Origin of the sequence: Micromonospora sp. SD12, from assembly GCF_052068495.1 — a bacterium.
Lineage (GTDB): Bacteria > Actinomycetota > Actinomycetes > Mycobacteriales > Micromonosporaceae > Micromonospora > Micromonospora echinofusca.
Map to the genome: position 1 here is coordinate 297,438 of NZ_JBQHDF010000002.1, position 11,859 is coordinate 309,296.

Consider the following 11,859-nt stretch of genomic DNA (forward strand, 5'->3'; position numbering starts at 1 on the left):
GCGGTCCGGCGGCCGGCGCGCCCCGGCGGGCGCGGCCGAGCCCTGCCTGCATAGCCTCCCGACACCCATCGCCGTCACGGAGAGTGGTAATCGCGCTACGTAACTCTCTGTGGCGGCCGCGAGCGGCGGCCGCGATGCCACCCTCCCGCCTTTGCTCTGCATCCACATCCGCACCACGGCTCCTACCTGCGACGACACGAAGCGGGGACACGGCTGCGGTGGAGCTCACCGCCACGCACGGTGACCGGCGCGTATGAGGATGCAGAGCAAAGCGCGCGAAGAGGGTCCGGCCGGCCGACAGCTGACGTCACCGACAGTATTGGCATCGCGACCCGCGCGGTGCCTCATACGGCGCCTCGTGCCCGTTTCGGCGGCGGCCCGCCTGAGTGTGGGCGGAGCGGGTAAGGAAGGCGGGTCCGGCGGTGTTGCACGCTGGGAGAGGTACGAGAGGAGTCCCACCGTGTTCCTGCGCCGTGTCAAGGCCGAGCTTCCCACCCCCGACCAGGCCCTGCCGGGTCGCCTGATCGCGATGCCGATCGCGGATCGGCACGAGGTGCTGGGCACCCCGCTCAAGGGGCCCTTCCCGGAGGGCTCGCAGGTGGCCGTGTTCGGCATGGGCTGCTTCTGGGGCGCCGAGCGGCTGTTCTGGACTCTGCCGGGCGTGATCACCACGTCCGCCGGCTACGCGGGCGGCATCACGCCGAACCCGACGTACGAGGAGGTGTGCTCGGGCATGACGGGGCACGCCGAGGTGGTCCAGGTGGTCTACGACCCCACCAGGATCAGCTACGAGGACCTGCTGAAGGTCTTCTGGGAGAACCACGACCCGACCCAGGGCATGCGCCAGGGCAACGACGTGGGCACCCAGTACCGGTCGACGATCTACGTGACCACGGACGAGCAACTCGCCACCGCCCAGGCGTCCCGGGAGGCGTTCGCGCCGATCGTGGCGCGGGCCGGCAAGGGCGAGATCACCACCGAGATCGAGCGACTGGGTGAGTACTACTTCGCCGAGGACCACCACCAGCAGTACCTGGCACCCACGAAGAACCCGAACGGGTACTGCAACCACGGCCCGAACGGGCTGAGCTGCCCGGTGGGCGTCGCCCGTACGTCGGGCTGAGGGGCCGGCCAGCCACCGGCACACCGGACGGACACACCCAGGCGGACCGGCGCGGCGTCAGCCGCGCCGGTCGCCTGCCACCGGAACTGAGCGGTCGATCACATCCGCCCCCGACGGCGAAACGCCCCGGCTGCCACTCTTGACGCGCTCTGCCACCATGGTCGACACGGGGCGCGACGAAATCGCGCAGTGTAGCAAATCTTCAAGAAACCGTTATCATCCCAACGGGCAATCCTCGCTGCCCTCTGGCAGCATTGCCTGGCATGTGCGGACTTGCGGGAGAGTTCCGCCGTGACGGTTCACGCGCCGACGTGTCGGCGGTGGAACGCATGGCGGCCACGATGAGCGACCGGGGGCCCGACGACAGCGGCGTCTGGGCCCAGGGCCCGACCGCCCTCGGGCACCGACGCCTGAAGATCATCGACCTCTCCGCGGCGAGCGGGCAACCGCTGGTCGACCCCGGGGCGGGACTGACGGGCGTCTTCAACGGCTGCATCTACAACTACCGCGAGCTGCGCGCGGAACTCCAGGCCAAGGGCCACCGGTTCTTCTCCTCGGGCGACAGCGAGGTCGTGCTCAAGGCGTACGCCGAGTGGGGGCTCGACTTCGTCGACCACCTGGTCGGCATGTTCGCCGTGGCGATCAGCGAGCGGGACACGGGCCGGCTGGTGCTGGCCCGCGACCGGCTCGGCATCAAGCCGCTCTACGTGGCCGAGACGCCGGGTGTGGTGCGCTTTGCCAGCACCCTGCCCGCGCTACTGGCCGGGGGCGGCGTCGACACCGGCATCGACCCGGTCGCGCTCGCGCACTACCTGAGCTTCCACAGCATCGTGCCGCCGCCGCGCACCATCCTGCGCGGCGTCGCCAAGCTGCCCCCGGCGACCGTACGCGTCTACGAGGCCGACGGCCGCACCTCCGAGCGCGTCTACTGGGACCCGTCCTTCACCCGCTCCGCCGAGCGGGCCGGCTGGTCCGAGAAGGACTGGCAGGACGCCCTGCTGGAGTCGCTGACCACCGCCGTACGCCGGCGGATGGTGGCCGACGTGCCGGTGGGCGTGCTGCTTTCCGGCGGCCTGGACTCCAGCCTGGTTGTCGCCCTGCTCGCCGGCGAGGGCCAGCGCGGGCTCTCCACCTTCTCCATCGGCTTCGACGCGGTCGGCGGCCGGGAGGGCGACGAGTTCCGCTACTCCGACCTCGTGGCGAAGACGTTCGACACCGACCACCACCAGATCCGGGTGGCCGCCGCCGACCTGGTGCCGCCGCTGGAAGCGGCCGTCGCCGCGATGTCCGAGCCGATGGTCAGCCACGACTGCGTGGCGTTCTACCTGCTCAGCGAGGTGGTCTCGCAGCACGTCAAGGTCGTGCAGTCCGGCCAGGGCGCGGACGAGATCCTCGGCGGCTACCACTGGTACCCGCCGCTGGCGAAGGTCGGCCGGGACGAGGCGCTCGACACGTACGCCCGGGCCTTCTTCGACCGGGACGCGGCCGGGCTGGCCCGGGTGCTGAACCCGGCCTGGCTGACCGACGGCGACCCGGCGCGGGAGTTCGTGGCCGCCCACCTGGGGCGGGCCGGCGCCCAGACCGCGGTCGACGCCGGCCTGCGGATCGACACCCAGGTCATGCTGACCGACGACCCGGTCAAGCGGGTGGACAACATGACGATGGCACACGGGCTGGAGGCCCGGGTGCCGTTCCTCGACCACGAGTTCGTCGAGCTGGCCGCGAGCTGCCCGCCGGAGCTGAAGCTGGCGCAGGGCGGCAAGGGGGTGCTCAAGGAGATCGGCCGCCGCGTGCTGCCGCACGAGGTCATCGACCGGCCGAAGGGCTACTTCCCCGTGCCCGGCCTCACCCACCTGGAGGGCAAGCTCCTCGACCGGGTACGCGACGCGCTCTCCGCGCCCGAGGCCCGCCGCCGCGACCTGTTCCGCGCCGACTACGTCGACGCCCTGCTCGCCGACCCGAATGCCGAACTGACCCCGTTGAACGGAAACAAGCTGTGGCAACTCGGACTCCTGGAAATGTGGCTCCAGAGCCACGGAATCGACTGACCGTGACCGACACCCTGGCGACCGGCACCGCCCGGCCCGACCGGTCGCGCACCGGCCGGCGACGGGAGCGGGTGGGTCCCGGCGGCGACCCGATGGCGCCGGAGCCGGCGGAGCCGCCGACCCGGGAGGGCGACACCGACGTGGTGCTGGACTGCGGCTGGGGCCGGCTCGTCTTCGGGCAGACCTTCGCCGACCAGGCCGCCGTCGCCGCCGTGCTGCGCTCGGAGGCCGCCGGCTCCCGGGACATCTGCATCTACCTGCGCGACCCGCACGTGCTGGTGTCCCGGCTGCCCGACGAACTGTTCATCGATCCGTCGCTGACCTACCGGCTGCCGCTCGGCGGCGACCGGCCGACCGGCGACGGCGAGGTGCCGGGGCTGGCCATCCGCCCGCTGGCCGACGCCGCCGACGCGGACGCGGTGAACCGGATCTACGCCCGCAACGGCATGGTCACCGCCCCGGTGGACGTGCTCGTCGCCAACGCGCGCACCGACCGGTTCCTGCACCTGGTCGCCGAGGACGCCACCGGCGAGGTCGTCGGCACCATCACCGGCGTCGACCACGTCGCGGTCTTCGACGACCCGGAGAACGGCGCCAGCCTGTGGTGCCTCACCGTCGACTTCAACACCGCGCCGCCGGGCACCGGCCAGGCGCTGATCACCGCGCTGGCCGCCCGGCTGGTCGAGCGGGGTCGGGCGTACGTGGACCTGTCCGTGCTCGCCGAGAACGCCGGGGCGATCCGGCTCTACGAGCGGCTCGGCTTCTACCGCACGTCGACGCTCTGCGTGAAGCGGAAGAACCCGATCAACGAGCGCCTCTTCCTGCCCGCCACGCCGCAGGGGTACGACCAGCTCAACCCGTACGCGAAGATCGTCGCCGACGAGGCGATGCGGCGCGGCATCCGGGTGGAGGTCACCGACCCGGCCTGGGGTGAGCTGCGGCTGAGCAGCGGCGGACGGACCGTGCTAACCCGCGAGTCGCTGTCGGAGCTGACCTCGGCGGTGGCGATGAGCCGCTGCGACGACAAGCGGGTGACCCGCCGCATCCTCGCCGAGGCGGGGCTGTCCGTGCCGCGCGGCCGGACCGCCACCGGCGACGACGGCGACGCCGCCTTCCTCGCCGAGGTCGGCCGGGCGGTGGTGAAGCCGGCGCGGGGCGAGCAGGGCAACGGCATCACGGTGGGCGTACGCACCGCCGAGGCGCTGGCCGCCGCCGTCGAGCTGGCCGCCCGCTTCTGCCCGGACGTGCTGATCGAGGAGATGCGCGCCGGCGAGGACCTGCGGGTCGTCGTCATCGACCACGAGGTGGTGGCCGCCGCGGTCCGGCGCCCCGCCTCGATCACCGGTGACGGGGTGCACGACATCGCCGAGCTGATCGAGCGGCAGAGCCGCCGCCGGGCCGCCGCCACCGGTGGCGAGTCCCGGATCCCGCTCGACGACATGACCCGCGACGTGCTGGCCGAGGCAGGCCACGAGCTGCGCGACGTGCTGCCCGAGGGGCAGGTGCTGGCCGTACGCCGGACCGCGAACCTGCACACCGGCGGCACCATCCACGACGTCACCGCAATGCTGCACCCGTCGATCGCCGAGGCGTGCGTGGCGGCGAGCCGGGCCCTGGACATCCCGGTCACCGGGCTGGACCTGCTGGTCGGCGCCCCGGACCGCCCGGAGCACGTCTTCATCGAGGCCAACGAGCGGCCCGGCCTGGCCAACCACGAGCCGCAGCCGACCGCCGAGCGCTTCGTGGACCTGCTCTTCCCGGGCACCCGCGCGCCGCAGCGGCTCTGGACCCCGGCCGGCCCGGGAGGTGCGGCGTGAGCCCGAGGCCCCTGGAGATCGACCTGGACTACCTGCGTCAGGTGCTGGTGGAGCTGCTGGAGATCCCGAGCCCGTCGGGGCGCACGGACCACGTGCAGCAGTACGTCGGCGAGCGGCTCTCCGCGCTCGGCATCCCCTCCACGCTGACCCGGCGCGGCGCGCTGAGCGCCTGCCTGCCCGGCCCCCGCGCGACCGGCGCCGACCGGGCGATCGTGGTGCACACCGACACCATCGGCGGCATGGTCAAGCGGCTGAAGGAGAACGGCCGGCTGGAGCTGAAGACGATCGGTACGCACAGCGCCCGGTTCGCCGAGGGCGCGCACGTGCGGATCTTCACCGACGACCTGGAGCGGGTGATCACCGGCCAGGTGCTGCCGCTGAAGGCCAGCGGCCACCGCTACAACGACGACGTGGACCTTCAGGGCGTCGGCTGGCAGCACGTCGAGGTACGGGTCGACGAGCCGGTCGAGGACATCGCCGGGCTGCGTGCCCTCGGCATCGACGCGGGCGACTTCGTGGCGTTCCTGCCGAACCCGACGATCACCCCCAGCGGGTACGTCAAGTCCCGGCACCTGGACGACAAGGCCGGCGTGGCCGCCGTCCTGACCGCCCTCAAGGCGATGGTCGACGCCGGCGTACGCCCGGCGGTCACCGCGCACCTGCTGGTCACCGTGACCGAGGAGATCGGGCACGGGGCGTCGCACGGGCTCGACCCGGACGTGGCGGAGATCGTGTCGGTGGACGCGGCGGTGGTGGCGCCCGGCCAGCAGTCCCGCGAGGACGCGGCCACCCTGGCCATGGGCGACGGCGTGGGCCCGTTCGACTACCACCTGACCCGGAACCTGGCCTCGATCGCCGCCGAGCACGGGGTGGACCTGGTCCGCGACGTCTTCGAGTACTACCGTTCGGACGTGGCGGCGGCCGTGGAGGCCGGCGCGCACGCCCGGGTGGCGCTGCTCGGTTTCGGCGTGGACGCCACCCACGGCCACGAGCGCACCCACCTGGAGGGCCTGCGCCAGCTCACCCAGTTGCTCTGCCTGTATCTCCAGAGCGACCTGGTCTTCCCCGAGTGGGACGCCGAGCCGGAGGGCGACCTGGCCGACTTCCCGTCGCTGGCCGTTCAGCCGGCGAGCGAGGAGGGCCCGCGCGAGGGGCCGATCGGCATCGCCGAGAACGTCTGAGCGCCGGCCCGCCATTCCCCGACCTCGTGTGATCGAAATCCGTTGCCCGGGGCGCGAGGGGTGGATAGCGTGGCGGTACACGGGAAAGGAGGTGGTCCAGACTTGTATAGCAATCGGACTCGTGAGGTGGCTGTCCGCTAGCCGCTGTCCTCGACAGTGAAAACCACGTCCGCCGCGAGGCGGGCATGCACGATCGTCGAGACCGTGTGGCAGCGGTGCGGCGAAACCACGACAGCCACCCGACCCCCGGGGTGCCGGCCCAGTCCAGCCGGCCCGCGCGCGAGCGCGGAAGCCCCGGGGGTCGACCCTTTCCGCGGCCGGGTGGCCGACGCAGCCGGAGGTCACCGTGTCGATGCGCGAGCTGGTGGTGCTCGGGACGGCCAGCCAGGCCCCCACCCGGCAGCGCAACCACAACGGGTACGTGCTGCGCTGGGACGACGAGGTGATCCTCTTCGACCCGGGCGAGGGCAGCCAGCGGCAGCTCCTGCACACCACGGTCACGGCCACGGACCTGACCCGGATCTGCGTCACCCACTTCCACGGCGACCACTGCCTCGGCCTGCCCGGCACCATCCAGCGGCTCTCCCTGGACCGGGTGCCGCACCCGGTGGCGGTGCACTTCCCGGCCGGCGGCGCGGAATACTTCGCGCGCCTGCGGCACGCCTCCAGCTTCCACGAGACCGCCGAGCTGCGCGTCGAGCCGATCGAGACCGACGGGCAGCGCATCGCGCTGGGCGTCGGCACGCTGGAGGCCCGCCGGCTGCGGCACCCGATCGAGACGTACGGCTACCGGCTCGTCGAGCCCGACGGCTGCCGGATGCTGCCGGAGCGGCTGTCCGCGTACGGCATCGCCGGGCCGGCGGTCGGGGAGCTGATCCGCGTCGGCCACCTCGACCTCGACGGGCGTCGCGTCACCCGCGAGGAGGTGAGCGTGCCCCGGCCCGGGCAGCGCTTCGCCTTCGTCATGGACACCGGCCTCTGCGACGGGGTGTACGCCCTCGCCGAGCACGCCGACCTGCTGGTCATCGAGTCGACGTTCCTCGACTCGGAGGCCGCGCTCGCCGCCGAGGTCGGCCACCTCACGGCGGGGCAGGCCGCGCGGGTGGCGGCCGAGTCGGGCGTACGCCGGCTCGTGCTGACCCACTTCTCCCAGCGGTACGCCGACCCGGCCCGCTTCGCCGACGAGGCCCGCGCGCACTTCGACGGCGACCTGGTGATCGCCGAGGACCTGACGACCGTGCAGGTCCCGCCCCGGCGGGTAGCCTCGGCCGGGTGACGGTCACCCTGCGCCCCGCCACCGTCGACGACCTGCTGACGGTGGGTGCGCTGCACCAGCGTTCCCGGGTCGCCGCCTACTCGGCCTTCCTGCCGGCGCGGGCGCTGGCCGAGCCGACGCCCGAGGCGATGGGCGCCTACTGGACCGAGCGCTGGACGTGGGAGCGCGACGAGCACCGGATGACCGTGGCCGAGCGCGACGGCCGACTGGTCGGGTTCAGCTACCTCGGCCCGGACGACGAGGGCGACCCGGCGACCGGCCTGCTCAACGCCATCCACCTCGAACCCGCCGAGCGCGGGCGCGGCACCGGCCGCGCCCTGATGGTCGACGCGCTGGACGCCATGCGCGTACGCGGCTGGTCCCGCGCGGTGCTCTGGGTGCTGCGGGACAACGCGCACGCCCGGGCCTTCTACGAGCGCGGCGGTTGGACCCTCACCGGCACCGAACGCGACGAACACATCGGCCCGGCGGTCGTGCCCCAGCTCCGGTACGCCCGCCCGTTGTGAAGAACGCCCCCTGCCGCGCGCACCAGGCGTCGACAGGGGGCGTTCCTCAAGCGGTCAGCGCGCGCCGAGGTGGGCCAGCAGGTCCTGGCGGGTGAGCACACCCTTGGGCTTGCCGTCGACCAGCACCAGGGCGGCGTCGGACTTCTCCAGCAGGCCGACCGCCTCGCTCACCGGCTGCCCGCCACCGATCATCGGCAGCGGCTCGGCCATGTGCCGCTCGATGGTGTCGTGCAGGTGCGCCTGGCCGGTGAAGAGCGCGTCGAGCAGGTCCTTCTCGGCGATCGAGCCGGCCACCTCGCCGGTGACCACCGGGGGCTCGGCCTTGAGCACCGGCAGCTGCGAGACGCCGTACTCGCGCATGTAGTCGATCGCGTCCCGGACCGTCTCGGTCGGGTGCACGTGCACCAGCTCGGGCAGGCCGCCCGGCTTGCCGGCGAGCGCGTCGGCCACCGTCGGCTCCGTGCCGGAGTTGTCCAGGAAGCCGTAGCGGGCCATCCAGCCGTCGTTGAAGATCTTGGACAGGTAGCCCTTGCCGCTGTCCGGCAGCAGCACCACGACCACGTCGTCCGGGCCCGCCTTGCGGGCCACCTCGAGGGCGGCCACCACGGCCATCCCGCAGGAGCCGCCGACCAGCAGCCCCTCCTCGCGCGCCAGCCGACGGGTCATCTCGAAGGACGCCTTGTCGGAGACCTCGATGATCTCGTCGGCGACACCCCGGTCGTACGTCTCCGGCCAGAAGTCCTCGCCGACGCCCTCGACCAGGTAGGGCCGGCCGGTGCCGCCGGAGTAGACGGAGCCCTCCGGGTCGGCGCCGACGACCTGCACCCGGCCCTCCGAGGCCTCCTTCAGGTAGCGCCCGATGCCGGAGATGGTGCCGCCGGTGCCGACGCCCGCCACGAAGTGGGTGATCTCGCCCCCGGTCTGCTCCCACAGCTCGGGCCCCGTGGTCTCGTAGTGCGAGCGCGGGTTGGCCGGGTTGCTGTACTGGTTGGGCTTCCAGGCGCCGGGGATCTCCCGGGCCAGGCGGTCCGAGACGTTGTAGTAGGAGCGCGGGTCCTCCGGGGCCACGGCGGTCGGGCAGACCACCACCTCGGCGCCGTACGCCCGCAGCACGTCCTGCTTGTCCTGGCTGACCTTGTCGGGGCAGACGAAGACGCACTTGTAGCCCCGCAGCTGCGCCACCAGCGCCAGACCGACGCCGGTGTTGCCGCTGGTCGGCTCGACGATCGTGCCACCCGGCTGGAGGAGGCCCGCCTTCTCCGCGTCCTCCACCATCCGCAGGGCGATCCGGTCCTTCACCGAGCCGCCCGGGTTGAGGTACTCCACCTTCGCCAGGACGGTGGCCTGGATCCCGGCCGTGACGTTGCGCAGCCGTACCAGCGGGGTGTTGCCGATCAGCTCGACGACGTTGTCGTAGTACCGCACCTCGTTGTGCCCTTCTCCTCCGGCGCCGCCGGCGGCGGCCGGGCAGACGTCTTCTCGACGCCCCAGGGTACGTGGGTTCAGGACGCCACGTGTCCGGGGATCACCGAGCTGCGCCGGGCCTCCCACTCCAGGAACCGCTCGGTCTCGGCCAGCACGCTGCCGGCCAGCCAGGTCACCATGACCGCGTCGTCGGCCAGCCCGAAGATCGCCAGCGGGATCTCCGGAAGCAGGTCGATCGGCGAGACGATGTACGCCGTCGCCGCGGTCATCAGGGCCAGCCGCAGGCCGCCGTCGTACTCCCCCCGGGTGGTCGCCCGGATCATCCGGGGCAGCGCGCCCAACCGCGCCCCGAGCGACGGCCCGCCCCGCGACCCGGCCGCGAGGGCCCGGGCCAGCGCGCTGAACGCCGCGGTGCGCTTCAATGTCTTCCCCATGTTCGGCCCCTCTCCATGTGCCAGGATGACGCGTCGGCGCAACCGCCCCCGGTCACCCGTACAGGTACCCAGGACCGCCGAGTTCCAGGCACCCACGAGCCGACACGACGACAGCGGCGTGTCGTGCCGGCGCGATAATGTCGCTGTATGGGGGTCGCTGGTTCCGTCGTCCCGGTTGGTCCGCGCTGGCAGCGCGCCCGGCAGGTCGCCCGCCTCGCGGCGATCGGCACGGGTGCCACCGCGGCGGCCGCGGTCGCGACCGGCGGTGTGCTCCTCGGGCAGGCCCGCCAGGCCCGCCGCACGATCCCGATGGCAGAGGCGCCGCCGCCGCGCTGCGACGGCGTCTACGGCGCGAAGCTGCCCGGCCCGCCGGTCACGGTCGTCGTGCTGGGCGACTCGTCGGCCGCCGGCTACGGCGTGCACCGCCGCCGGGAGACGCCCGGCGCCCTGCTCGCCACCGGCCTGTCCCGCCGCCTGCAACGCCCCGTCCGGCTGCACCGCTTCGCCGTGGTCGGCGCCATCTCGGCCGTGCTGCGCCACCAGGTGGAGGCGGCCCTGGAGTGCCGGCCCGACGTCGCGGTGATCCTGATCGGCGGCAACGACGTGACCAACCGCACGCCGCTCGGCCTGGCGGTGCGCTACCTGGTCGAGGCGGTCCGCACGCTGCGCGCCGCCGGCTGCGAGGTGGTCGTCGGCACCTGCCCCGACCTGGGCGCCATCCAGCCGATCCGGCCGCCGCTGCGCTGGCTGGCCCGCCGCTGGAGCCGACAGCTCGCCGCCGCCCAGACGGTCGCCGTGGTCGAAGCCGGCGGCTGGACGGTCTCCCTCGGCGACCTGCTCGGGCCCCGGTTCGCGGCCGAGCCGACCCGGATGTTCGCCTGGGACCGGTTCCATCCCTCGGCGGAGGGCTACGCCGTGGCCGCCGCCGCGCTGCTGCCGACCGTGCTCTCCGCGCTCGGCGCGGGGCAGGAACGGCGTCCGACCCTCCTGCGGGGCGAGGGCGTACGGTCGCTGCCGCAGGCCGCGCAGGAGGCGGCCCGCCACGCGGGCACCGAGGTCAGCGGCACCCGGGTCCGGGGGCGCGAGCGCGGCCCCGCCGGCCGGTGGGCGCAGCTGCGCCGACGGGCCTTCTTCGGTGTCGGCGCGGTGCCGCAGCCCAGCCCCGCCGCCGACTCACCCACACTGGAGGGACTGGCATGAGCGAGCGCTTCATCCCCTCGGGGCTCGCCAACCGACTGGGCCGGGCGGCGACGCTCAGCCTCATCGCCGGCACGGTCGGCGGCGCCGCCGTCCTGGCCGGGCAGGCCTTCGCTGCCCGGCACCGCCGGTACGCCCAGCCGGAGCTGGCGCTCGCCCTGCGCGCCACGGTCGGGCGCGCCGACGCACCGCCGCTGCGGCTGGTGCTGCTCGGCGACTCGTCCGCCCTCGGCGTCGGGGTCGGCCGCCTCGACGAGACCATCGGCGGGCAGCTGGCCAACCTGCTCGCCGAGGGCCCGAACGGCCGCCGGGTGCACCTGTCCAGCGTCGGCGTCTCGGGCTCCCGCTCGACGGACCTGGCCACCCAGGTGGCCCGGGCGCTGCTCGGCGAGCGTCCCGACGTGGCGGTGATCCTGATCGGGGCCAACGACGCCACCACCCTGCGTCGCCCGGTGGAGGCCGCCGCCTACCTCGGGGCGGCCGTGCACCGGCTGCGCGAGGCCCGGGTCGAGGTCGTCGTCGGCACGTGCCCCGACCTGGGCGCCGTACGCGCGATCGCCCCGCCGCTGCGCAACGTGGTCGGCTGGTCGGGGCGGCGGGTGGCTCGCGCCCAGACGGCGGCGGTGCTCGACGCCGGCGGCACCGTCGTCGACCTGGCCACCGAGACCGGGGCGGTGTTCCGGGCCGACGCCGGCACGCTGTGCCACGACGGCTACCACCCCTCCGCCGACGGCTACCGGGTCTGGGCGCACGCCCTGCTCCCGGCCGTCGCCGCCGCCGCGGCGGTCGCCTCCCGGCACTGACCAGCCGCCGCGGGCGTGACATTTCCCGGCCGGTGGGCAGCTTCCACCC

At 73.7% G+C, this 11,859-nt stretch carries 9 protein-coding genes and 1 pseudogene; 8 read left to right on the forward strand and 2 right to left on the reverse strand.

Annotation, left to right across the window (positions count from 1 at the left end):
• Window positions 1–460 precede the first annotated feature (460 nt).
• From msrA to ACTMS2_RS05160, 6 genes are all read left to right on the forward strand, one after another.
• Window positions 461–1,123: a peptide-methionine (S)-S-oxide reductase MsrA gene (gene msrA, locus ACTMS2_RS05135; RefSeq protein ID WP_089001946.1), complete on the forward strand. Its 663-nt coding sequence runs from the start codon at window positions 461–463 to the stop codon at window positions 1,121–1,123.
• Window positions 1,124–1,386: 263 nt separating this feature from the next.
• Window positions 1,387–3,171 (forward strand): N-acetylglutaminylglutamine amidotransferase, encoded by a 1,785-nt coding sequence (locus tag ACTMS2_RS05140; RefSeq protein WP_441174338.1) that lies wholly within the window; start codon window positions 1,387–1,389, stop codon window positions 3,169–3,171.
• 2 nt (window positions 3,172–3,173) lie between these two features.
• Window positions 3,174–4,988, forward strand: coding sequence for an N-acetylglutaminylglutamine synthetase (gene ngg, locus ACTMS2_RS05145; RefSeq protein WP_441174339.1), 1,815 nt, complete (start codon window positions 3,174–3,176; stop codon window positions 4,986–4,988).
• Entirely contained in the window at window positions 4,985–6,169 is a 1,185-nt protein-coding gene (locus ACTMS2_RS05150; protein WP_441174340.1) for an osmoprotectant NAGGN system M42 family peptidase, read from the forward strand. The genes ngg and ACTMS2_RS05150 overlap by 4 nt, the downstream gene beginning before the upstream one ends.
• Window positions 6,170–6,515: 346 nt before the next feature.
• Window positions 6,516–7,445 (forward strand): ribonuclease Z, encoded by a 930-nt coding sequence (locus tag ACTMS2_RS05155; RefSeq protein ID WP_441174341.1) that lies wholly within the window; start codon window positions 6,516–6,518, stop codon window positions 7,443–7,445.
• The gene (locus ACTMS2_RS05160; protein WP_441174342.1) at window positions 7,442–7,951 is read left to right on the forward strand and encodes an N-acetyltransferase family protein; all 510 of its coding nucleotides are present in this window, start codon (window positions 7,442–7,444) and stop codon (window positions 7,949–7,951) included. Before ACTMS2_RS05155 ends, ACTMS2_RS05160 begins: the two co-directional genes overlap by 4 nt.
• A gap of 54 nt (window positions 7,952–8,005) precedes the next feature.
• Here the strand turns inward: ACTMS2_RS05160 and ACTMS2_RS05165 are convergent, their stop codons facing one another.
• Complete coding sequence (locus tag ACTMS2_RS05165; RefSeq protein WP_441174343.1) at window positions 8,006–9,376, reverse strand: cystathionine beta-synthase; 1,371 nt, start codon at window positions 9,374–9,376, stop codon at window positions 8,006–8,008.
• Between the two features lie 77 nt (window positions 9,377–9,453).
• Window positions 9,454–9,810, reverse strand: coding sequence for a YkvA family protein (locus ACTMS2_RS05170; protein ID WP_441174344.1), 357 nt, complete (start codon window positions 9,808–9,810; stop codon window positions 9,454–9,456).
• 147 nt (window positions 9,811–9,957) lie between these two features.
• Here ACTMS2_RS05170 and ACTMS2_RS05175 point away from each other — a divergent pair.
• Window positions 9,958–11,018, forward strand: a pseudogene (locus ACTMS2_RS05175) (SGNH/GDSL hydrolase family protein); the annotation flags it as partial.
• Window positions 11,007–11,810: an SGNH/GDSL hydrolase family protein gene (locus ACTMS2_RS05180; RefSeq protein ID WP_101414210.1), complete on the forward strand. Its 804-nt coding sequence runs from the start codon at window positions 11,007–11,009 to the stop codon at window positions 11,808–11,810. The pseudogene ACTMS2_RS05175 and the gene ACTMS2_RS05180, both read left to right, overlap by 12 nt.
• The last annotated feature ends 49 nt before the right edge of the window (window positions 11,811–11,859 follow it).

Coding starts and splice junctions, on each gene's coding strand:
- ACTMS2_RS05140 (WP_441174338.1), top strand. CDS start 1,387: ATGTGCGGACTTGCGGGAGAGTTCCGCCGTGACGGTTCACGCGCCGAC.
- ACTMS2_RS05170 (WP_441174344.1), bottom strand. CDS start 9,810: ATGGGGAAGACATTGAAGCGCACCGCGGCGTTCAGCGCGCTGGCCCGG.
- ACTMS2_RS05180 (WP_101414210.1), top strand. CDS start 11,007: ATGAGCGAGCGCTTCATCCCCTCGGGGCTCGCCAACCGACTGGGCCGG.